This window comes from Salinisphaera sp. SPP-AMP-43 (assembly GCF_049568105.1).
In the GTDB taxonomy this organism is placed as follows: domain Bacteria; phylum Pseudomonadota; class Gammaproteobacteria; order Nevskiales; family Salinisphaeraceae; genus Salinisphaera.
On the sequence record NZ_CP145335.1, the window covers coordinates 2,571,461 to 2,592,877 of the forward strand.

Genomic DNA, 21,417 nt, shown 5'->3' on the forward strand with positions numbered 1-21,417 from the left:
GCCCTAGCCTTCGTTGGCCTGAACCAGTTCCATGACCTCGGCGCGCAGATCGTCGACCTTCTTGCGCTTATCGAGATCAACGTCGAACTGCTCCTTAGCGAACGCCTCGAGTTCGTCCTTGTTGGCCTTGGAGATTACGAACTCGTCGTTTTCGCCCTGGCCTTCGTTGGCAGGCGTATCGTTCGGCTCGGGATCGGGGCCGCGGCTGGCCGTCGGGTTGCCGCCACGCTTGCGGCTGAGCATCTGGGCCTCTTCGAGGTCCATAGACTCCATCATCGTCGGCAGACTCGCCAGCTGCGGCGTATACGCGAAGATCCGGCCGTTATCCGAACGGACGAGGTACTTTGGGGTTGGCATTGCAGCCTCCTGAAAGAGAAAAGGCGCCCGGAGGCGCCTTCACTCAGTTGGGGATCGATCAGCCCTTGGCGATGTAGCCGTGGCCCATGTACTCAGGCGCGATGACCTTGCAGCCGTAGACGTTGAGGCCGCGAACCAGCCGGCCGAACTTGGTCGGGTGCGGCAGCTCTTCCATCTCGGTCATCTGGCTGGCGAAGGTCAGCGCGGACTTGTGGCCGAACATCATGTTGGTGATCTTCTGGCCGCCGGCGTCGGCATCGTTGACCGTCGACATGTTGTTGCTCTTGTAGAGCGTCGTCTGATCGATCATGCCGATACGACCGTTGCGGATCACCGACGTGTCGTCGCCCATCGCATCGGCGTTGCGCAGATCCGATTTCTTGAGCATGTTCGTTGCCCAAGTCGGCAGCACAATCCAGCGATTCATCGGATCGACATCCTGCTCGTCGAGGACACTGTTCATGTCGACGATGAAGTCGAGGATGTTGCCAGGCGTCAGCACCTTCGGCGCACCGGGCTCGCCGAGCTCGTAGTCGCCCTGGATCTTGCCGGCGCTGTTGCCCGCATTGACCGGGTCGACTTCGGCGTACTTCGTGCCGAGAATGCTTCGGTCGATAGCAACACCCATCCGCTGTGTGGCGCTATCGGTAAACGTGTCCATCATGTCGATATCGGACTGATATCGATCGATGTCGTTGACCTTGAACCCGAAGTACTTGGCTTCGTCGATCGGCAGCCATACGGAATCGCTTGCCGGATCCTCGTACTCGAGATCCTGACCGCGCTGGTAGTCCTTGATGTCGACATCCGGCTCGGTTCGGATCCAGACGCCGTCGCCCTGCTGGGCGATGATGCCTTCGTATTCGGTGTTCGCGATCTCGCCGAAGCAAGTCGACCGGTAGAACTTCGTGCGAAGCTTGCCCGCCCAGAAGGCGGGGATGAATTTGACGGGGCCGTCACTCGAATAGTTGGGGTGCCCCGATACACTGGCTGGACCTGCCATGGTGTGCTCCTAGAACGGAGCGCGGCAGTCGGCTAACGGACTCGGCCGGCCTGAACTGCGCGCTCGATTTCACGTTCGCGAGCACGGCAGGCATCAGGATCACGACGCATCCACTCGGATTGGGATGCATAGAAGTCAGCAATTTCTTGCTGAGTCACCCACGCCGGCCCCTGGTCCGACGGTGGCGGTGTCCCGCCTCCACTGGCCTTGGGCGGCGCTTCGCGTCGCTCCTGCTGCTGCCGTTGCTCGCCCTGGCGGGCCTCCTTGAACTCGTTGAACATGGCGATGACATCGCGCGCATTGCCGGCTTGCTCGTACTGCTCGAGCAGCGTCTGACGCGGCAACTGCTGTCGGCCCTGATCTGTGTGAACCGGCACGGCCTCCTCAAGCCAGCGATGGAACGCCGGGTCTTGGTTGACCTGCTGCCAGTCCGGCACGCGGTCGGTCAGTTCATTGACGAACTGTTCGGCCTTGGACTGCTGCTGCGTCTGACGGACTTGCTCGACTTCGCCCGACATTTCCTGACGGACCTGCCGCGCTCGCTCATCGGCGACGGCATTGGCGTGCCGGTGCATCATGGCCAGGGTGTCGTCACCGAACTGGTCACGCTCTTCCTGGCTGAAATGCTGCGACACGTCGATTGGGGCGTTCTGCTGGGCATCACGCAGCTTCTGATCCAGATCGGATGCACGAGACTCGGCTTGCTCCACCTTCTGACGTAGCTGCTCGTTCTCTTGCGCGACCCGGCGCACTTCCGCGTTGTATTTGCCCTGCAGCGTCTCGAATCGTCGCCGCCAATAATCGGCATCGCTTTCGCGATTTCCTGCCTCCGCGGCCGGTTCCGCTTCGGGCTGTTCGGTGGCAGCCCCGTCGGGCTGGCCATCGACGCCTTCGGCGTTCTCGGGATCACGGTTGTCGTCATCGTCCTGGGCGTTCTGGCCGTACATCTGCGCATGCAGTCGTTCGGCTTCCTCGCCCTGCTGTTCAACGGATCTGGGTAGACCACGCATTGCTTTGCACTCCTGAGCCGTGTTCCGGGGTTGTCCGGCACAAGCGCGTCCGTCGACGCACCGGAGCCGGTCAGCCGTAATGACGGGATTCGGGATGATTGAATGCCCTATTGGGCGTTGATCCGCCGAGCCGCATCGCGGGATTCGACGGGGTTCGGGCTATTGCCCGTGTTTGTCTAGGCGCTGCCTACATAGGCGCAGCCCACAAAAAAGCCGCCTCATGGGCGGCTCTTTTCGGTATCAGTTGTCGTTATCAGAGAGCTCTAATGAAACCCTTCCGATATATCTTTTCGGCGACCTTCCCTCACGATCCGAGTTTTGGAAGATTGCGCCCTGCGCAAGAAACCCTGCTCCGACGGCACCGCCTAATGTATAAGCAAGCTGCTGCAGGCTATGGGTAACCCAGCCATCCGCGCGACCCACCTTATAGGCCATATACGCTACGGCTAAGCCGGACAATGAGCCTACCGTTATCATCACCAGGCCAAAAAAACGCAAGGCTACCGAAGTGTTCCAGTGCTGCATGCTCCAAACCACAAGCCCCAAAACGACAAGCTCGACGCCAATCGGAAAGCAAATTCCCGCAACATCAGTGACTGACAAGTCTTACCCCCGTGATTCAATTCCCGGGACGCAGTTTCGCAGTTATCGCCAGTCATGGCACGTTTCATCTTGACAATTTCTCAGCAGTCTCGCGCGAATTGTCGACCCGCTCGATCAGGCTTTCAAGACACTGCGCCTCGCCCTGTAAACGGGCTAGATGCGTGCCTTCACCCGTCCTCAGCTTGCGGTCGACATCGGACAGGCTCTGAGCGATCCACTCGCGCACCGGCTGGAACTCCGGCGTGTTCTTGAGCGTTGCGAGCGACTTGGCGACTTGGGCATCGGGTTTGATCACTGCGAAGCTTCTGCGTGCTCAGTGGCTGCCGTGTCTTTGACCAGACGCCAGTCGTTTCGGAACATGAAGCCGATCGTGTAGTCCATGTCCAGGCTGGATCGCATGTCGATCACATCGCCTTTGCGCGTATGCATCTGGACCGTCTTGGCTTCGTCGTCCCACGACCAATAGCCACCCCATTCGGGAAGCGTAATCGCGTGTCCGCGTTTGAGATACGAGAATGCGGCCTGAAATGACATCCCGGTGTTTTCACTCATGTCATGCCTCGCGAACTGGTGATCGCCTTAGTCGCCCACATGACCGCTTCTTCGAGCCGGGCGCGAGCCATGGCGAAGCGCTCGCCTTCGTAGGCCGACAGCCGCGTATCAATGGATTCGGCCAGCGCCTTGATATCCGCGATCTCGGCGGCCTGCTGCTGGGTCAGCTCGCGATGCTCGCGACGCATCGTGTCGCGCTTTTTCTGGGATTCAGCGAACTCCACGGATTCCTTGAACGGGAAGAATGGACGAATGGCGAATGCCTCCGTATCCAGATCGGGCGCAGAAGAAGCCGACTTATGCGACGGTACTTCTATCTTCGCCGCCGCAGTCGCCTCGCTGATCGGCAAGTCGTCGCTGACGAGCAGACGGACAACGCCGTAATGCTCGGCCAGCCGATTGCCATGCGTTGTGATCAGATCACGCACGCCGTGCGCGTTGCCCGGGATCAGCCGCTCGCACTTGACGCCGCGCTCCGATTGCACGGTCAGCGAGACAAAGCCTGCGCGGTGCTCGCTGGGTCCGACGTGTAGCTGCATACTTATTCCGCCCACAAAAAAGGCCCGCTCAAACATGGCGGGCCTTCGGTGTCACTCGGTTTCGTACAGTATAGCCTAAGTCTGGCCCTGGGTGGCAACAATTGACTCGCTTTCTGAATGCCATTTACGGCACCTTTCGGCGGCACGAGTCACGACTGGGTCGTTCGCATCAATATCCAGTTCGAACACTATGTCTTCAACCGCCTCGGAAATAGTTAACGGATCTCGATCAACCGGCCGAAAGCGCGTTAGATACATCAGATGACCAAAGATGGATTCTTCCAGTACTCTGCCGTCGGGATCGCCTTGGGAGTCCCCTTTATCCATGCCAACCGATCGGCCGATCATCCAAACGATCCAGCCGAGCAAAAGTACCAGCAACCCACCTTCGGCAAAGTATCGCTTCATCTGGTCAGGCATTAGTGTTCTCCGCGCTGCGTACTGGCGTCGATTGTAACCCCATCCGCCGCTGAAACTGCTTCTGTTCCTCGCCGGACAGATAACGAGCCGTATCGAGCGTGAACCGCTGCTGATCAAGCTGAAACTTGCGCTCGTTCTCGCGCTCTTTCTGCTCAAGCTCGGCCTGATCCTGCTGCGCATCCTGCTCAGCTTTTTGCTTGTCTAGTTCAAGCTGGGCCATGTCCTTCTGTTGTTCGGGATCGGGCTGCTGGGCCTGCTCTTTCTGGCGCTTCTTGAGTTCTTCGCGGGACGGCACGACGCGATCGGGCTGCATATCCAGCGACTTCGCAAATTCGCGTAACACTTCAGAGCGGCCTTCCATGCCAATGATCGCCATATCGGTAGGATTGTTCGTCCCATCAAGAAACGCTTTGCGTCGCGCCTGGGCTTGGTCCGCAATCAATAGCGCCGCAGCACCACGCGCCACGATGCGGCCATCGCCCTTGATATTCGGATCGTCGCCGTAGCGCATCTCGTCCATCCAGAGTTTTTCGACCAGCGGGCGCATGACGCCGGCATCGATATGACTGATCGCCTTGCGAATACCCTTGCTTGTGGCATCGAACAACATCGATAGGCCCGATGCGGTCTGGCCGGCCCCGCCGACATCCTCGTTGCCGTAGGCATAGCGCGGCACGCCCGATTCATCGTCGGCCTTGGTCTCGAACTCCCGATACACACCCAGCAGTTCGTTGGCGTTGGCGGTCGGCTGGTAGAAATTGACCGGCTGGGCGCTACCGCTGGCCGCGTTCATATCGTAGCTGGTCTGCCAAATCTTCCACGGGTACAGGTTGGTCACGTCCTCGCCGTCGGCCAGCGCATCGACATTGACCATGACCTGCGGCCCCGAGCTGACCGCCAGATTGTCGGCCAGGCTGCGCGCGATGGAATTGAGCATCTTGCAGGTATTCCGGATCCGCTTCGGCAGCGCCTCGCCCCAGAACTGGCCGGGCTTTGAAAACATACTGGCCGCCTGATAAGGCCGGCGCTGTAGCGGATCGTCGACGATCGAGCACCGTAGGCATTCGTTGCCGACGACCAGCGCCTCGACGTGATAGGGCTTGAGCGGGTCAATATCGCCGTCCATGCCCCACTCGATGAGGTGGCGGCCTTCGATATGACCCCAGTAATGTAGCGCATCGACCAGGCCGGATTGCGTCAGCCAGCTGTGATCCTTGTTCTCGAGCTGTTCGCGCTCGCTGTCGGTCCACAGCCAGTGGCGCAGATTGCCGGTCGTCTCGTTGGCCAGCACGCGGTCGACGGCCTCGCGGTCATAACCCGCTCGATCGCGCAGCGCATAGATCTGCGACTTGGTCATGCGCATGCGCTCGATGAAATCGCCGTCGTCGACGTTGTCCGCATCGGGCGACGGGTAGATATCGAACGGCGAGACGCGCTCGAACGATACCGTGAGCTGTTCGGTCGGGATCGGCTGCCAGTTCGGGCCCCATTCGACCTTCGGCGAGGTGCGGTAGATCGGCCCCTTCAGGATCGCGGCCGGGTAGGTCGCGAAGTCATCTAGGAACCCTTCCATGGCCTTCCTGAATCCGCCCTCTTCCAGCTGGTCGATCAGCCGTTTCGTCATTTTTTCGGCGCGTTCGTTGGCCTGTTGATTCACCCGCTCGCGAACATCGGCCTCGACTTCCTTGATCCGCTCATCGATCGCGGCACGGCCGGGCTGCTGCTGGCCCTGCTGTTGCGATTCGGCCTCGACCTGCTGGACAACGCGTCGAACCATCTCGGCGTAGACCTCGGGCGGCAGATCGGGGATCTCGGTCGACTCGACACCGACCGGCAGATGATCCGGAGGCAGCACGACATCCTGCAGCCAGGCCGTGGCTGCGCTGACCTTGGTCGCCGCCAGCATCATATAGATCATGTTGCCGCCGCCCTGCTCGGCGATCAGCTGGCGCTCCTCGGGGTCGTACTCGCCCTTGACCTGCCGCAGACAGGCCAGCAACTCGCGATCGATGTCGATCCGGGCGCGCTTATTGCGGGACCAAGCCGCGTGCACAGCGCCGACCAGGGCCGACACGATCGGCTCGGCCGGCTGATCGATCATGTTTTGACGCTCGGCCTCGGCTTCGGCGTCGAGCTGTTCGTTGCTTTTGACGATCATCAGGCCGGGCATGATGGGCTCCAGATTTCAGGCATAAAAAAGCCCCGCTCCGGGCGGGGCTGGAGTGTTCGGTCGGGCAGCATCATCGCGGGCCCAGCTCGTCCCGGATCATCTGCACTGCCCGGGCATTGATCTCGAACCATGCGTCGATCGCCTCGGGCGACGTGGGCATACAGACCGGGGCATCGGCCAGCGCCTCGTTGGCCTCATCCAGCAGCGCCGAGATGGATTCATCCAATTCACCGGGCGCCGGGTGAGCTATCGGCCAGCGGATCAACGCCGGGTCGCCGGTCACATGCCGATCGGCAATGGCGCGGGCCAGGTTGCGGTTGCGATGGGCTTTGAGCGATACGACGGTCACGACTGAAAATCCACCGCGACCGGCTCAGCATTCGACGACTCAAGCGCCCAAACGCTGACGAACCCCTCGCCCATCGGGTGTTCCTGCACAGGGAGCCCGATCAAGCTGTCGATCTTGGCTTCGGCCGCATGCTCGTACTTGGCTATAATATCCGCACCAAGACAAACTCGATCTGGCGTATACCCTTCATCGGCCAACTGCTTGGCACAATCCCAGACCGATTCATCCACCAGCTGCATCAGCGCGCGCTTGTTCGGGTCGTCGGGGATGTCTCTGACCGGCGGCAGGACCGGGATTGTCGAGGCAACTCCGTATTTCATCTGTGCGTTGTTCATCGCTGGCCGTCCTCGCCCGCAGGAACCGAACCCCGAGTATACCGCGTCATGCCCAGCGCACCTTGCGCACCTGCTTCGCCTTGGCCCGCCGATGCCCGGCGGAGAAGTCGGCGAAGGTCATCGCCAGGGCGCTGGCATAGTCGGGGCTGGCCAGGCCGCGTTCTTTCATCGAGTCGACCGACTCGAGCACCATCTGCTGCCGATCATTGAATCCATACTCGGGCCCGGTCAGATCGTCGCGCAGCTCATTGAGTCCAGCGGGCAGCGATACGTCGCCGTCCAGCCATTCGCGCATCCGATACCAAAGCTCCATGCGACGATTCTTGAATCGCTTGTGATCAACGGCGGCTTGTCCGGACTGGACATCGACCACATCGAACCCGAGCTGGTGCAAACGATCGACCACGCCACCGCCGACCCCGACGCCATCAATAAAGATCACGTTCGACTCGAAGTCGCGCGCCTCGTCAACGATATAGCCCACCAGCTCCATCGTATCGACGCGGTTGAACACCTTGGGCTTCCAGACCATGGGCCCCTGCCGGCGCATGATCACACTGTTGTCGGATCCGAATCGCGCGACGTCCACGCCGATGAAGCGCGGGAAATGCGCGAACACAGGAACGTCTAATTCGCGAGCCATGGCCTCAGTGACGATATGGGCGCCGATAAACTGCGTGTCGCCCACGCGCGGGAATTCACCGCGCACACGGACGCGAACGAAGTCGTGATCCTCGCCGTAGTCCTCGATCCACTCGGCGATCTTGACCTTGTTTGTGACCTGAACCTCGCGGCTGTCGACTTTTCGTGTCGACCAACGATGTCGCATGACACCGAAGCATTCCGCGAAACGACCGGTTGTCCGCGTCGGGTTGCCGAAGACGAACCACATGGGCTCGCCGTCGGTCATGCCGCCCTCAGAAACTTCCCAGATACTGTTCGGGACGGCCGACGCCTCGTCGTAGATATAGAACGGCGTGCTGTTGACCGCATGCAAACCGGCGAACGACTCGCTGTTTTCTTCACGGCACGTCTGCGCGTCACATCGCCAATTCTGCGGATCGTCGACGTGGTGAATATTCATGTTGCCGCGGCTGTTCGAATAGACGAACCAGTCACGCGTGATACAGCGTCGATGCCATTTCGCCAGCTCGGCCCAGGTCTTCGTCCGCAACTGGTCGGACGTATTCGCCGTGACCACACCCTTGCAGCCCGGCCGCGTCGACATAATGAACAGGATCGTCCAGGCCACGAACACAGACTTGCCGATGCCATGGCCCGACGTGACCGCCTGGCGATACGGCGCGACCGGCGTCTTGCCGTCAAAACGCTGTTCCCGAATATGACGGCCCCATTCCTCAAGCGCTTCGCAGGCCCAAACGTCCGGGCCATAACGACAGCCGTAACGCTCGGCTCGCTCGTCGTCCAACTCGACGATCTGGATCGACTCGTCAGTATCCCAGGGGAACGCATACATGACCCAGCCCATTGGGTCATCGGCGAGTCGGCCCATATCCTCGGCCAGCATGAATTCGACGTCAGCTTTCGTCGTCGCCATTGAGCCGTTTCCGTGCTTGCCAAATCACGGCGGCGCGTTCTTCGATCGGCCCGCCGTCCTTGCCAGTCAGCTCACGCCGATTCGTAAACATGCCCCCCGTCTCTTTCGCGGCCTGTTCGATCAGCTGCGCCGCCAGCGCGATGTTGCCCATGCGCTCCGCCTTATCGGCCATACGCGACAGACGCTCGAGCCGGACCGCCTGATTGGCTACCGGAATGCTGACCGTATCCTCGAGATACGCTTCGCGCGCGGCGGCGAACAAGTCGTGCCAACGCTGGGCGAGCATCTTCTTGCGTCGGCCTGTCGGGTTATAGTCGTCGACTTGTTGGCGCGTGATCTCGACCTCGAATACTTCGCCGACGGACTTCGCCACGTCGGATGGTGTCTGAAAGCACGCCAGGCCCGTGACGATATGCTCGCGGATTGCGTCGGTTAATTTCGCCATGTCAAATACTTGGTCGGCAGACGGTCGGCATCAGGCCACGCCGCGCAGACATGTTCCACACGCTCGCGCCACGCTGGCCGCGCCGATCTCTGGCGCTTGCTGCCCGGCCTGAATGAATGCTGCTGTCTCAACATCAGGCGCCCCGTAGCGACGAACCACGCTCGCGAATTCTTCAACGTCGTGACCGCGAATACCGAACTTCGGCAGTCCCTCCTGAGTGAACTTGGGCGCGCCGTACTCGTCCTGTTCCTGGGCGCAATGCAATAGCTCATGTTCGACCAGCGCACAGAACTGCATGTCGCTGCATTCGAGCGCGTAGTTCGCGTCGAGCGTGATTAGGAAATCCGGCATGCTACTAAACCAGCCGACCAGCTGTTGCTCGATACGCCCCTTGAGCCACTTGCCGGCCGTAACTTGGGGCGGACATGTTTCGGCTGTGCCGAGCACCGTCCGGCCTTTCTTGCTGTTTGGTACGCCGGCCCATAGAAACGCAAGATCGGCATACTCGAGATGTGCATGCTCGGGGTTTTGCAGCGCCGCGCCCTCGTCGATAAACGTTGTTCGGACCCATGCGAGCAGATCACCGCTGGGTGTGAACCAGGCGCTCGGGCTATAGTGCTCGGCGTTCGGATCCATCGCACCCGGTGGCAAGGGCCGCATCCTCTCCGCCATCAGCGCCCCCTGCCCTCGAACTGCGTTTCCAGCTTCTGAACCCGACTCTTTAGGCTTTGCTGGCCTTGCCTCAGCTCATCGAGCCGATCGTACTGATCCTGATCGGTCTGCCAGATTTTCTGGTGCGCATCGTGTGCCGCGTCTTTGGTCTCGACGCCCTTGAGCGTGTTCTTGATCTCGGCGATGTCTTTCCCTTGCCGGATCTGACGATCCGAGAACACTGCGACGCTGCTATTCATCTTGTTCGACGAATCTTGCATTGTGTCGATCTTTAAAAAGATCCAGCCAAGCCCTGGCAGTATCACCATCTGGATGATCAAAAGTATCGCGAGCAATGTGCCGCTGTTACGATTCGCGGCCTCATCGACTTTATCGACCATTCTCATGCTCGCCACCGGTTGTGTCTGTCGTCGCCCACGCGCGCCACGCCTGTAGCCGCTCCACCGGCTGATCCAGCAGCTGGTAGAACTGCGTGAGCCCTTGTTTTGTCACCCCCAGCACAACGCCGTCGGCATCGGGCGCCACGAAGATCTCGCTGACCTCAGCGGGCGTCACGGCCGGATTGAGCAGCCAGGCCGGCGGCTCGGCCTTGCGATAGACCGGCACCTCCACAGTGACCGTCTTCGTCCGTACGCGCGTTTCGGGCTGGCTGGCACAGGCGGCCAGCAGCAGACAGCCGATCAGGACTGTTTGTCGCATAACAGGCTCTCCCGGCTGTCCGATACCGTGCCGACCGGTTGGCATCGGCCGACGGGGGTATACCGATCAAGCTCGGCGCGCGTTGCCAGTTCGCCCTTGAGAATCCGTCCGAACAGCGAGCGGCGCACGATCAGCTGCAGATCGATATGCCCAGGATGATCGACCACGACATACCGGCTCATTGGCTCAGCTCCTGGATGCGCTGTCGCACTTGCTTGTTCACGGCGGCCGGGCTCACGTCATCCGATACGTCGCGTTGCGGCGCGTTACGATGCGTGTCGGCTGCGTCGGCGGCCTGCTTCGAGGCCTCGGCCGCATCGGCGCGCAGCTTCTCGATCTGGGTGTTCTGATCAGACAGCGCGGTCTCGAGATTCGCCTTACTCGCCTGAAGGTCGGCAATCTGGCGCTGGGCGGCCGACAACTTGCTCTGCAGCTTGGCTGTATTGTCGTGGCACTCGTCCAACCGGTGACTGTTGGCCACCTTCGACGTGAACGCCCAGACAGCCGCGGCGATGGCCAGGGCCGCAATCACGTACAGCATCCACCGTGGCATGCCGCCGATCGCCCCGCCGACGGCGCCAGTGATCATCTTGAACATACCCATCAGTGCAGCACCGTCATCCGTCGCCAATATCGCCAGATGCGGCGCACGTACGTCTGCGTCTCCTTGGCGTTGCGGCCGGTCACCCGAGGCAGCGCAGAAAGAATTGGACACGCCCGCGTCGCGCCGCCGGCGACACGCTGGGCCTTGAGTAGATTCCCGGTGCCGGCGTTGTAGCTGGCTAGCGCCAGGGTGTGCCGATCACGCGCGGGCCGCGGCGACGACCAGACCGAGCGAAGGCTGTGCATATAAAAGGCGCCAGCATCGATCGCATAGCGCGGCATATAGACCGTCGCGTTGGCCGGCAGGCCCATCCGCTGCGAGATGTCGGCCCAGGTCGCTGGCATGAATTGCGCGATACCCGCGGCACCAACCGGCGACTCGGCGCCAGGCACCAGCCGCGACTCTTGGAAATATTGAGCTTTGAGGATTCGCCACCCGAATGCCGCGCTCGCTACCGGCATATACCGCTTCGCAGCTTTCTCGATCTGGCCGTCGTACCGGTCAGGAAAAACACGCGCTTGCGATCCATGCGACAGCCAGAAAGCGCAAGCCAAAATACAGAGCGATAGCACGCGGGTTGCTTTCGATGTCATTGCTGATCACCTTCCAGTCGAAATCCGAGATCGCGTCGAGCGCACGCAGGACGAGAAACACGGCGGCCACTGCGACCGCGAAACGCATAGCCGACATCAGCAGGCCGGCTATCGACATGCTGGCCGGGCCGGCGGTGTCGATAGCCGGCATCAGAAATACGGCGGCCACGGCCACAGTAGTGGCGACAACAACGCTGGCTAGCGTGTGGTGACGCTTGAGGAATTCGCGCATCGGCATACTCCGGGCATAAAAAAGCCCGCAGTACCGATCCGGCACGCGGGCATAAAAAAAGCCGCTTCATAGGCGGCTTTGACTCACTATTCGACAGTTCCTAATTTACCACAGTTGGCGGCAACATGGGCCTTGCGTGTGCAGGCAATTAACGCTTATTCGTGGCATATAACGACATCGGTCTACCTAATCGGTGTTGGGCTACATCGGCCGGCCGTTGCACGATATAGAGACGATTAATCTAGTTTCGATTTCTGATTTCTTCACCGCGCCGACGATATCGTAAGCGGCTACCGTTGTTGCTTTTAGTTCACCCGGTTGGATGTACGTTATAATCCAAATCCACGGCCTTTGTGCTAACTCATTCTCTGTCATTAATTATCTCCGTTCGTCGCCCAACAAGCGCATGCAGCCGATGCCCGCTGCGCGGCCACGGCTGAACTCAAGTGTTCGGCGACAGCTCAGAATTCCGTCGGTACAGCATTTCTAGAGCAAGTAGATAATCTGCGGCAGGCAATCCTGAACGATCCATTTCCGCAAGCAATGCTAGATCAAGCTTCCCCAGCTCCAGCCTTTCCATATCGCGCTGATTAATTACGCCCGAAAAAGTCAATATCTCGTGGCCAGTTTCAGGGTCTATTCTGCGCTCAATTTGAAATTTCATTGTCAATCCTGTGTCTGTCCGAACTAGTGCGTGCAGCGGACCCGCTAACGCGGGCCGCTGACGCCGGTGTACGCACTCAATGCCTAGCAGCCGGACCACCGCCCCGGCACGAGATTCGCCCGGCTGCCGGCGCTCGTCGATCCATTTCGCCTGTGCCTGAGTAACCCGGCCGAGGCTCGGCCTACCTCGGCGCTTGGCGTCATAGCGGGCCTCTGCGGCCCGCTGTGACTTACTTCTCTGTTCAGGCATCGGCCCGCTTCTCTTTGAGGGCTTTTTCAATGCTTTCTCGCCATTCATCAGCACTGATTTCCCAGGTGCGCATGTCTACTTGGTCCGGGCCGTTTTCCAGGGCGGTCTCCAGCTCTTCTATGCTGTTGCTGTCGTAGCAGCCGACTCGCTAACGCTCGCCACTAATGCGATTGGTGTTACCCGATAATCTCCCGCTCTCGCATAACCGGCCGCATCGTGCTCTCGGCCTCCTCAATCCAGTCGTCAAGGAATGTGAGCACCCCAGGCTTTGGCTTTCGGTTGCCAGCGGCGCCGCTGCCGTTCTTGATGTTCCGCAATGTCCGTGAGGATTTGCCCATCTCCTCGATCCAGCCGGCTTCACTGCGGCCAGGGGACAGGCCAGCCCATTGGCGCACGATGTCGACGACGTACAGCGCTGGCAGGCTAGCGAACAGATGATGCTCGCGGATCTCGTCAGCCAACGCTCGGATTGCGCCGTTCTTCGTGAATGTCACACCGCGCGCCCGAGTCAACGAATCGGGCATGTATTGCGCGGTCACAGCCGCGATCGCTTCCCGCCGGCAGTGCTGATAGACCAGCGATACGACGATCGCATCCTGGGCCGCGTGATCCTGCGGCGTCATATCGCTACGACTCGATCGCGACCCCATGAGCATCGGGCTTTTGCAGATCACGCGTTCTTCACCGGCGAATGCACGACTCAAAGCATGGCGGACGGATCGGTACGGGGTATCGACGGTTTCGGCTTCCATTCTCAAGATCCTATCGGCTAGTCTGTTGCGGTTGGCCTATGCGTATTGTTTCGCGGCAGAAGTTCACGACAGCCCGGCATGCGTCGCACGACACCGGGCCAGCATCGGTTTTCGCGTATCCCTCGCCGGAGTCAATGCCACAAAGCGTTCGATCCGGTTGCGCCGGGTGCGCAGCATGCGTTTGACGATCGCCTGGGGCGGGCTCTGGATCTGCAGCGGCAGCCGTTATCGTGACCCATATGCCGGTTTCGTCGCCCCGAATCGGGGCCTCGGTTTTGACGCTGACAACTTCGCTAAACGAGTCGCCGGGCAAGATGCCGGCCTCGACCAGCCCGTCCTCGATCGCTTTTTGTGTCACAGCGTAATTCGTGCAATCCAGGCGTCGGCGCCCCTTCCCATGCTGAGGCTGGAATACAAGCGATACCGGCGTCGTGAACTGCGCGAGATCCGGCGCCGCCAAACAAGCCTTATGCGCCTGGTGGGCGATCTTGTTGCGCTTGGCCCAGTGCATGCCAGCCCATATCTGATTGAGCGTCGGACCAAGCCAGGGAATGAATATGCGCTCTTCTCTCATCGCATCCGACTCCGATACTCGGCATCGCTGGCACACTCGAAACAGAGCCGGACACCCGGCACAGCCTCGCGTCGCTTCGGATTGATCTCGTCGCCGCATTCATCGCATTCGTATGCGGCCGGGCCGGCCGCGACTCGCGCCCGAGCCGCGGCCACAGCGGCCTCCGTTGCTCGGTCGGTTTGTGTTGCTGCGTTGTCGGCTTCATCAGCCATGTTCAAACTCCCTTCGGATACCAAGTCAGCGCCGATCGGCCGCTGAGGTTGCATTTGCGGGCATCGCCCTCGATCACGTCGCTGGCCGTCTTGCATTCGGATAGCCGCCGGCCCACGTCGTAGCGATCCAGCTCCTCGCAATACTCGGCCAGCTCTTTAGCGGTACAGCCGGGATGCGCGGCCACCGCCTGGGCCACGATCAAACGCTGGCGGTGGCGCGTGCCCTTGCCCGTGACGTGCTCGGCTGCGTCGTGGGAGGTCCCGGGGTCAGAAGCCCGTGCTGCGGGCGTTTCGACCCGACGCGGGGCCGTTTTTCGCTGGATTCGGTCCCGGTCGGGGCGCGGGGCGCGATCCGATACCGCCGCAGCCTGCGGCCGCGACTTGTTCTCGCGCACCAGGGTCACCGCACTCTCGCGGATCATCGACCAGACGTGCGGCGAATGCCGGCCCCGGATCGCCTCGGCCATTTGTCGGCGCTCGTGGCCCTGATATTTGGCGATCTGCTGGGCCTCGGCCTCGATTTCGGCCGGGCTGGACAGATCGGCCGGCTGGCCCGGCCAGTGTTCGGCGATGTTCATTTCTTGCCTCTACGCTTGGCACGGACAATCGCAAGAGGCGACGGCGTGCCTGGCCTGCATTTGTCGCTGCAGAACTTCGCTACGGTTTCGGCCTCGTGGTCGAACTCGTTTCCGTACCAAGACCAGTTCGGCCCCCAGGCGCTTTCCTTCCCGCACCGGTCGCATTGATGAATTCGGCGTGACCCGTAATTGCTCATGCCGACACTCCCGGCGACCGCACATCACCGTAGTTCGGCCAGGCGCCATCATCCGGAACACCGCGCGCTAGCTGCTCGGCAAGCTGCGTCGTGGTCAGCACGTCGGCCAGTAGTCCGCGCGTATCACCGCGCCGGTCGTGTTTCTCCACGCTCACGAGAAGGCAGGCGACGACCTCGCGCGCTTCTTCGCCGGTGAGGCCGTCTGCGATGGGGTGGTTCATAGCAAATGCTCGGTCGCGAACACTTCGGCCCAAAGCATCGAGCATCCCAGCAGAACAACGGGATTTCCGGCTCCTACAAGCCCGGCAACCATCACCACCATCGCCGACAGACGCCAATGCCAAACGGTCGGTCTTGCCCACCACGAAACAGACGCCTTGCTACAGGCGCGGCATGCACAGTCGAGTGACTCGCGCGTTACGCCATGCAGATACATACTCATGCCGCCCACCGCGCACTCAGCGCCCGCAAGGTATCGGCCAGCAGATCCAGCTCGTCGCAGTTCGCGATCCGCAACAGCGTCCGGTCCCCATGCAGACCAAGCCGGGAATTTTGGTGGCAGTCCTCACACAACGCGATCGTGAGGAAATGATCGGCCCGCTGGGCGCCGCCCTGGCCCTCACGCAGGTGGTGGACAGTGGTTCGTGACCACTGCTCTTGGCCGAGCCGTGTACAGAGAACACAGGACAATTCGGCAACGCGGGCCATGTGGTCGCGCTCGGCTTTAGTGGCGTTGCGCTTGCTCATGCGCCCCTCCCGTTCTGCCAATAGCGGAGCGTGACGCCGCGAGCCATGGCCATTATCTGACTATCGAGTAGCTTTACTCGATGTAATCGAGGCGCCGGCTTGATCTCACGAGCCATATAGCCGTGAGCTTTCACGGGCCCGTTGCGGTAGCAGTCAATTTCCATGAGACCGGCGTATTCCGGCAGCTCATCGCTTTGCACGATTCCGGGCGCGGTAACGAGCCAGAAATAACTAGGCGGGACCAATCCGCAACAGTTCGAGCCTTGTTGCGCTAGGTATTCGACACGCTTCGCTTTGCTCTTTGCTTCGGACAGCGTCTGAGCCCGCCCCCGTTTTGCGCACTGATGTGATCCACGTATCTGACGCAATTCCGCCAGCCAGTCGGCACGACTCACTTTGATCTCAAACGCGTGGCCCAGCCGAGCCTTTGTCATCGATGCAACATCCGACTCTGGCCCATATACCGAGCTGCAATTCGGAACTGTTATCTCGTGCTGAGATCGGGCGCACCACGCGTAGACAACGTCTTGCGCAATCGCTTCCGTCAGCGGCCTGATCTCTTGGTCGTTGTTTCTGGCGACGCAGATCATGCCGCTACCTCGAGATAGTGGTCGTACGCGTCGGTCACGTCGTCGCTCCATTCGACGCCGTGCTCGTTCCCGAACGCGCGAATCAGATCAAGCAGATCGATGAACTCGCGCTTGCGTAGGTTCCGGCTCGATCCGCCGAGCACGACAAAGCCGCCGTTGATGCCTGGAACCGTGTCCTGACCTTTGAGCGCCGCAACAAACATCGCCTTCCACGACTCTTTATCGAGATAGCGGCCGTACCATTCGACTTGATCGGCGACATCGGTACAGGCCGCCCACATGGCCGCGTTCTGCTTCAACGAGCGCTTGTCCTCGTGCGGCCGAACGACGATCTCCCAGACGCGCTCACCACCGGTTACGATCCGGTCGACGATCTCGTGGGCATAACGCCGCTGGGATTCGCCGATGATGCGCACGGTTCGGCTTTGCGTGCTCATGCCGTTCCCTCAATCGTTACGGCATCGACCCGCCGCCCGATCCAAGCCATGACCGGCACCGCCATGCTGTTGCCGAGCGCTTTGTAGCGCGGCCCATCGGCTGCCGGCTTGCCGCGATACACGATATCGGTATAGCCGTCCGGGAATCCCTGCAAGCGCTCGCACTCAACAGGCGTTAGCCGCCGCACGTGTGTGCCCTGCATCACTGCCGGATAACCCTGCCCCGGTTTGCCGCCACCGACATTGATCGCGCCGGCCGTTTCATTGGTCGTGATTTCGGCTCGCTGATTTTCGTGAAATGCAACGGCCACCTGTCCACCGGCATTCGAGTGGCTTCCGTCGTGTCCCATAGCGCGCAGTGTCGGCGACGTGTCGCCGGCATCCGCGCCGTGGTCCTTGCACGAGAACGCGAAGATCGGCGTGCCTCGCCCGGTGCCGTCCTCGCTGGCGTCGAAACCTTCGGCGGTCAGCGCGTGCGTCGTATCGCCGGTAACGCATTCGGCAATCAGCGTCTCAGTTTCATAGTCCTGCCGCCCCATACCGCCGGCATTCAAGCAGTGCGCGACGTCTCCAGTGCTTGCTTGAGCGCTGCCGGCAACCTCTTGCCCCTTTTCTCGGCGCGGCGCAGGATTCCCGCGCAGGCTTTCGGGCTCAAAAAGTACCGATCCGGCAGCGGCCCAGCCTGCAAGGCTTGCGACAACGAACACACGGCGGCGTCGCTGGGCCACTCCGAAGTACTGAGCGTCAAGCGTCCGGTAGGCCCACCCATACCCGAGTTTTTCCATCCCTCCGAGCAGGGCTCCAAACGCCCGTCCGTCGTCGGCTGACAGGACACCGGGGACGTTCTCCCAGACCAGCCAGCGGGGGCGATAGCGGTCAGCGATCGCAAGATAGGTGAGCGCGAGGTTGCCACGCGGGTCAGCCAGGCCGCGTCGGAGTCCGGCAACGCTGAACGACTGGCACGGGGTGCCTCCGACGAGAACATCGATAGCTGCATCGGGCCATTCCTCGAATTTAGTCATGTCGCCCCAGTTCGGGACGTTCGGATGGCGGGCGGCCAGCACCTCGCTGGGGAATTTCTCGATCTCGGAAAACGCCACTGCCTGCCAGCCCAACGATTGCCACGCGCATGTTGCGGCCTCGATCCCGCTACAGACGGACAGGTAATTCATGCCCCACCCCCCGGATACTCACCACGCAACGCAGCCCGAAGGCTGGGTACGCGCTTCTTGTTTTCCTCCGCCGATAGCGGCTCGTCGCGCTGGTTGACCAGTGCTCGCTCGACTTTCATCCAAGCCGGTTCCTCGAACACGTGGCCGCCGCGGGCCATGTCGAGGGCTTGTCGATAAGCTTTCGAAAACGCAGGACGTGCCTCGCGGGCTCCTTGGAACATCAGCTGGTGCCAGCACTGTTGTGCGGCCCAGTGCACGGCCGGGTGCGACCAGTCGCTGCGGATGGCCTGGCGGTATGCGTCCTCCGGCTCGGGCAGGCCCAGATCGGCATGATTCGGCAAGCAGAGTTCGCGGAACTCGTCGACGCTCGGCGGCCAGTCGACTTTGTGCGCCGGGCGCTCGCTCAGCCGGGCCATCCCCCGCTCGATGTCATCGGCCGAGAGAGCACGCAGGCCGCGAGCCCATTCGTAGATCCGGACCATTTCCGATTCCTCGTCGCGCATCGTCGGCCAGCGACGTAGATATCGGGATTCAAAACGGATGAATAGCTCGGAAACAAAGCCGGCTTCCTCATCGGCTACCGGCGCCTGTGCGACCAGATCAGCGTTCATATCCGGCCTCCGCTGCTTCTCGGGCCTCGCGTTCGGCCTTGGCCTGCCGGCCACGCTTGGCGAGGCGGACATTGAGAGATTCGCCTCGGCCCTGGCCGTGATGTCCGTTAGCTTGTCCATTCGATTCGCCTTCGGGCCGCAGGTATTGGCCCTCGATCGTCTTGACGAAATTGCTGCTATTGACCAGCCACTCGAAGTTCGCGGTCCAGCCGCGGTCGTTGTTGCCGAGCAGATGCGGCGAGCGCTGCACGATTTCGAAGTAGCCGCGCCAGAACTCGATCGACCGATGGTCGGGATGGTCGTTACGCCGAGCTTCGATCCAGGTTTTTCGCTTGTCCGTCAGCTTCGCGACTCGCGGCAGCTCGGGCAGCATTTCGTGGTACAGGTCGACGATGGCCTGGTCAGAGACGGGCTCAGGCTTGCTCGATCGGCTGGCAGCGATCGGCATCGGCTCGTCGCCGAGAAGGTCGGCGTCAGCCGACGCGTCATCGCCAGATGACGATTGTTCTGATAGTTGGTTATCTGATCCTTGGTATACTGATATGTCGGAAATATTTCCGAGGTGATTCGGATTTTTTTCCGAGGCATCTCGGAGATTTTTCCGAGGTTCGGATTTATTTCCGAGGTTCGGATTTTTATCCGAGCCGTCGCCCGTCGGCGCTTGAACGCGATTCCAGGCTTGGCCCTTGCTCGTGACTGCCACGAACATCGCGCCTTCCTGGCGTGTCATGGTCACCAGACCTTTATCGCGCAGGCTTTTCAGATGCCGATAAACCGTATCCGGCTTATCGGTCAGCATCGGCAGCTCGCGAAGGATTTTCTGTTTCGTGACGTAGCTATGCGTCACGCCGTCGATGACGCGAGACTCGGCCCATGACGGCAGCGTGTAGATGAACGCGAACAGCACCGCCTCAGAGCACGACAGGCCCCATTCGAGCACTCTGGTTTGGTCTATCGATACAGTGAATTGCACCGTTAGCCCTTCCCCATAACGTCGACAACGTTGGCCCGAACGACCTCGAAAGTCACCGCATTGCTTGTCGATTTCGCTTTAGTCATACTGAACCTTCTAGATGTGGAAGCCCGAGCGTTCGGTTGGTAGCCAGCTCGGGCTTTTTCATGTCCGCGGGCTATACCCGCACCTTCCGCACGCGCCGATACGATCGATCGCACGCCTTGCACGTTTCGCGGCCGGTCTTTCGTTGAACCGACACGCCTCGCTTACAGAACGGGCAACGCTGGTCGCCCGTCTCGTCGATTCGGTTGCTCATGCCGCCCCATCCATGGCCGCCGCTTGCGTACGAAGATCGATCGCACGGTTTTCGTGGCGTAACGCCCGATGACGCATCTCGTCGGATTCGCTACCGAATTGGAACGGGCCTTCAATTTCCCAAGGCGGCTCATCGCCTTCGTACAGATGAACGAGCCCGGCCGGGTTCGTGCGAACCGGGGCATTCATCCACTCGCGGCGTGTCATGCCCTGCGGCGCCGGCGGTCGATCCTGTGCTTTCCGCCGTTTCGACCCGGCGGCCTCTGCTTTGGATTGCACGTCAACGCATAGCTGAACCGCTTGCTCTGGCGAAGCACCGCGAAGTTTCTTGCCAGTGGCTGGGCAATACGCTGTCTTGGCCTTGCTGTTCGGCCAGTAGTCGACGTGGGCGTGGGCGCCCTTTATCTGGATATGGCCGTTCGCGTGTTGGAGTACGTCGAGACCATGCGATTGGGCTAGTGTTCGCGTCTTGCCGCTCATTCCAGCCCCCGCTTGGCCAGCGTCCGCAGGGCGTCGTATTCGGCCCGAGGGATCGACGCTAGATCGCCGTCGCACTCGATGATTGCCATACCGAGCGCGGCGAGCACGTCATGCAGTTCATCCAGATAGATGCCCCGCTCGCCGGTCATCAGCCGATGGATCGCGGTTTTCTCGATACCTGAAAGCCGAGCTACTTCGCATTGGGTGATACGGCTCACCCGCTCACGGATCGCAGACTCCAAATTGCGTGCAGTTGCAGAGCGTTCGGGTTTAGATGCTCGGGACGCCATCAACGGGCCCGGAGAAAATGCATCGTCACTGGAATAAGTCGAATCGTGCGGCCGACGCTCATCGGTTAAGCGCCGCAGTTCGCCCATCGCGCCGAGCGGCATGGCAGGCACTTGGCCCGCCTCCAAGACCTCGATTGCCGAAACCCCCACGCCCAGCGCATGGGCGATGGATCGGCGAGACATTCCCCCGTCGATGCACAACTGAATTCGTTCTGCCCATGTCGGTTCGTTCATGCCGACGCTCCCTCTGTGTTTTTGGGTCGGTGTTTCTCAGAAAGCGCGTGAAGACGGACGGCGGCCATTCCTCTCGGCTGCTTGCTTCGCCCTTTCCAGAGGTCATTCAGCGTTGAGCGCTCAAACCCGCACTTGTGTGCGATATCGGTCTGGCTCAGACCAGAGTCCAAGCACCACTGGATACGTTGCGCCCACGGCGTGTCTCTCTTCATGGCCAGA

General features: G+C 60.9%; 33 protein-coding genes. All 33 read right to left on the reverse strand.

Going from position 1 to position 21,417, the window contains the following annotated elements; all coding sequences use genetic code 11:
• Positions 1-3 precede the first annotated feature (3 nt).
• Positions 4-357 (reverse strand): hypothetical protein, encoded by a 354-nt coding sequence (locus V5738_RS10920; RefSeq protein WP_423820833.1) that lies wholly within the window; start codon positions 355-357, stop codon positions 4-6.
• A gap of 58 nt (positions 358-415) precedes the next feature.
• Positions 416-1,360: a hypothetical protein gene (locus tag V5738_RS10925; RefSeq protein WP_423820834.1), complete on the reverse strand. Its 945-nt coding sequence runs from the start codon at positions 1,358-1,360 to the stop codon at positions 416-418.
• 32 nt (positions 1,361-1,392) lie between these two features.
• Entirely contained in the window at positions 1,393-2,370 is a 978-nt protein-coding gene (locus V5738_RS10930) for a hypothetical protein (protein WP_423820836.1), read from the reverse strand.
• A gap of 240 nt (positions 2,371-2,610) precedes the next feature.
• Positions 2,611-2,973, reverse strand: coding sequence for a hypothetical protein (locus tag V5738_RS10935; protein ID WP_423820837.1), 363 nt, complete (start codon positions 2,971-2,973; stop codon positions 2,611-2,613).
• A 64-nt stretch (positions 2,974-3,037) separates the two neighbouring features.
• Complete coding sequence (locus V5738_RS10940; RefSeq protein WP_423820838.1) at positions 3,038-3,268, reverse strand: hypothetical protein; 231 nt, start codon at positions 3,266-3,268, stop codon at positions 3,038-3,040.
• On the reverse strand, positions 3,265-3,525 hold the full coding sequence (locus tag V5738_RS10945) for a hypothetical protein (RefSeq protein ID WP_423820839.1): 261 nt from the start codon (positions 3,523-3,525) through the stop codon (positions 3,265-3,267). Before V5738_RS10945 ends, V5738_RS10940 begins: the two co-directional genes overlap by 4 nt.
• Positions 3,522-4,064, reverse strand: a complete 543-nt coding sequence (locus V5738_RS10950) for a DUF7681 family protein (protein WP_423820840.1) — start codon at positions 4,062-4,064, stop codon at positions 3,522-3,524. Before V5738_RS10950 ends, V5738_RS10945 begins: the two co-directional genes overlap by 4 nt.
• A gap of 75 nt (positions 4,065-4,139) precedes the next feature.
• Positions 4,140-4,484, reverse strand: coding sequence for a hypothetical protein (locus tag V5738_RS10955; RefSeq protein ID WP_423820841.1), 345 nt, complete (start codon positions 4,482-4,484; stop codon positions 4,140-4,142).
• Positions 4,477-6,654 (reverse strand): portal protein, encoded by a 2,178-nt coding sequence (locus tag V5738_RS10960; RefSeq protein WP_423820842.1) that lies wholly within the window; start codon positions 6,652-6,654, stop codon positions 4,477-4,479. The genes V5738_RS10955 and V5738_RS10960 overlap by 8 nt, the downstream gene beginning before the upstream one ends.
• Before the next feature lie 70 nt (positions 6,655-6,724).
• Positions 6,725-7,003 carry a hypothetical protein gene (locus V5738_RS10965; RefSeq protein ID WP_423820843.1) on the reverse strand — a complete coding sequence of 93 codons (279 nt, stop codon included), beginning with the start codon at positions 7,001-7,003 and terminating at the stop codon, positions 6,725-6,727.
• Entirely contained in the window at positions 7,000-7,338 is a 339-nt protein-coding gene (locus V5738_RS10970) for a hypothetical protein (RefSeq protein ID WP_423820844.1), read from the reverse strand. The genes V5738_RS10965 and V5738_RS10970 overlap by 4 nt, the downstream gene beginning before the upstream one ends.
• A gap of 46 nt (positions 7,339-7,384) precedes the next feature.
• A complete protein-coding gene (locus tag V5738_RS10975; RefSeq protein WP_423820845.1) occupies positions 7,385-8,590 on the reverse strand; it encodes a terminase in 1,206 nt (401 codons plus the stop codon).
• Between the two features lie 286 nt (positions 8,591-8,876).
• On the reverse strand, positions 8,877-9,341 hold the full coding sequence (locus V5738_RS10980) for a DUF2280 domain-containing protein (RefSeq protein ID WP_423820846.1): 465 nt from the start codon (positions 9,339-9,341) through the stop codon (positions 8,877-8,879).
• Between the two features lie 30 nt (positions 9,342-9,371).
• Complete coding sequence (locus V5738_RS10985) at positions 9,372-10,001, reverse strand: putative metallopeptidase (RefSeq protein WP_423824169.1); 630 nt, start codon at positions 9,999-10,001, stop codon at positions 9,372-9,374.
• 11 nt (positions 10,002-10,012) lie between these two features.
• Positions 10,013-10,393 (reverse strand): hypothetical protein, encoded by a 381-nt coding sequence (locus tag V5738_RS10990; RefSeq protein ID WP_423820847.1) that lies wholly within the window; start codon positions 10,391-10,393, stop codon positions 10,013-10,015.
• Positions 10,383-10,712 (reverse strand): hypothetical protein, encoded by a 330-nt coding sequence (locus V5738_RS10995; RefSeq protein ID WP_423820848.1) that lies wholly within the window; start codon positions 10,710-10,712, stop codon positions 10,383-10,385. Before V5738_RS10995 ends, V5738_RS10990 begins: the two co-directional genes overlap by 11 nt.
• A complete protein-coding gene (locus tag V5738_RS11000) occupies positions 10,694-10,894 on the reverse strand; it encodes a hypothetical protein (protein ID WP_423820849.1) in 201 nt (66 codons plus the stop codon). The genes V5738_RS10995 and V5738_RS11000 overlap by 19 nt, the downstream gene beginning before the upstream one ends.
• Positions 10,891-11,316 carry a hypothetical protein gene (locus V5738_RS11005; protein WP_423820850.1) on the reverse strand — a complete coding sequence of 142 codons (426 nt, stop codon included), beginning with the start codon at positions 11,314-11,316 and terminating at the stop codon, positions 10,891-10,893. The genes V5738_RS11000 and V5738_RS11005 overlap by 4 nt, the downstream gene beginning before the upstream one ends.
• On the reverse strand, positions 11,316-11,708 hold the full coding sequence (locus V5738_RS11010) for a transglycosylase SLT domain-containing protein (protein ID WP_423820851.1): 393 nt from the start codon (positions 11,706-11,708) through the stop codon (positions 11,316-11,318). The genes V5738_RS11005 and V5738_RS11010 overlap by 1 nt, the downstream gene beginning before the upstream one ends.
• Before the next feature lie 109 nt (positions 11,709-11,817).
• The gene (locus V5738_RS11015) at positions 11,818-12,141 is read right to left on the reverse strand and encodes a hypothetical protein (RefSeq protein WP_423820852.1); all 324 of its coding nucleotides are present in this window, start codon (positions 12,139-12,141) and stop codon (positions 11,818-11,820) included.
• A 442-nt stretch (positions 12,142-12,583) separates the two neighbouring features.
• Complete coding sequence (locus V5738_RS11020; protein ID WP_423820853.1) at positions 12,584-12,805, reverse strand: hypothetical protein; 222 nt, start codon at positions 12,803-12,805, stop codon at positions 12,584-12,586.
• A 425-nt stretch (positions 12,806-13,230) separates the two neighbouring features.
• Positions 13,231-13,806 (reverse strand): hypothetical protein, encoded by a 576-nt coding sequence (locus tag V5738_RS11025; RefSeq protein ID WP_423820854.1) that lies wholly within the window; start codon positions 13,804-13,806, stop codon positions 13,231-13,233.
• A gap of 10 nt (positions 13,807-13,816) precedes the next feature.
• Complete coding sequence (locus V5738_RS11030; RefSeq protein ID WP_423820855.1) at positions 13,817-14,380, reverse strand: hypothetical protein; 564 nt, start codon at positions 14,378-14,380, stop codon at positions 13,817-13,819.
• The gene (locus tag V5738_RS11035) at positions 14,377-14,592 is read right to left on the reverse strand and encodes a TraR/DksA C4-type zinc finger protein (protein WP_423820857.1); all 216 of its coding nucleotides are present in this window, start codon (positions 14,590-14,592) and stop codon (positions 14,377-14,379) included. The genes V5738_RS11030 and V5738_RS11035 overlap by 4 nt, the downstream gene beginning before the upstream one ends.
• A gap of 2 nt (positions 14,593-14,594) precedes the next feature.
• Positions 14,595-15,170: a hypothetical protein gene (locus V5738_RS11040; protein ID WP_423820858.1), complete on the reverse strand. Its 576-nt coding sequence runs from the start codon at positions 15,168-15,170 to the stop codon at positions 14,595-14,597.
• A 193-nt stretch (positions 15,171-15,363) separates the two neighbouring features.
• Complete coding sequence (locus V5738_RS11045; protein ID WP_423820859.1) at positions 15,364-15,588, reverse strand: hypothetical protein; 225 nt, start codon at positions 15,586-15,588, stop codon at positions 15,364-15,366.
• Positions 15,589-15,805: 217 nt separating this feature from the next.
• Positions 15,806-16,114 carry a hypothetical protein gene (locus tag V5738_RS11050; protein ID WP_423820860.1) on the reverse strand — a complete coding sequence of 103 codons (309 nt, stop codon included), beginning with the start codon at positions 16,112-16,114 and terminating at the stop codon, positions 15,806-15,808.
• A gap of 586 nt (positions 16,115-16,700) precedes the next feature.
• Positions 16,701-17,120 carry a recombination protein NinB gene (locus V5738_RS11055; protein WP_423820861.1) on the reverse strand — a complete coding sequence of 140 codons (420 nt, stop codon included), beginning with the start codon at positions 17,118-17,120 and terminating at the stop codon, positions 16,701-16,703.
• A 17-nt stretch (positions 17,121-17,137) separates the two neighbouring features.
• Complete coding sequence (locus tag V5738_RS11060; RefSeq protein ID WP_423820862.1) at positions 17,138-18,313, reverse strand: DNA cytosine methyltransferase; 1,176 nt, start codon at positions 18,311-18,313, stop codon at positions 17,138-17,140.
• Positions 18,310-18,924, reverse strand: coding sequence for a hypothetical protein (locus V5738_RS11065; protein ID WP_423820864.1), 615 nt, complete (start codon positions 18,922-18,924; stop codon positions 18,310-18,312). Before V5738_RS11065 ends, V5738_RS11060 begins: the two co-directional genes overlap by 4 nt.
• The gene (locus V5738_RS11070) at positions 18,914-19,897 is read right to left on the reverse strand and encodes a hypothetical protein (protein ID WP_423820865.1); all 984 of its coding nucleotides are present in this window, start codon (positions 19,895-19,897) and stop codon (positions 18,914-18,916) included. Before V5738_RS11070 ends, V5738_RS11065 begins: the two co-directional genes overlap by 11 nt.
• 294 nt (positions 19,898-20,191) lie before the next feature.
• Positions 20,192-20,401 (reverse strand): hypothetical protein, encoded by a 210-nt coding sequence (locus V5738_RS11075; protein ID WP_423820866.1) that lies wholly within the window; start codon positions 20,399-20,401, stop codon positions 20,192-20,194.
• Positions 20,402-20,670: 269 nt separating this feature from the next.
• Positions 20,671-21,147, reverse strand: a complete 477-nt coding sequence (locus V5738_RS11080) for a helix-turn-helix domain-containing protein (protein WP_423820867.1) — start codon at positions 21,145-21,147, stop codon at positions 20,671-20,673.
• Between the last annotated feature and the right edge of the window lie 270 nt (positions 21,148-21,417).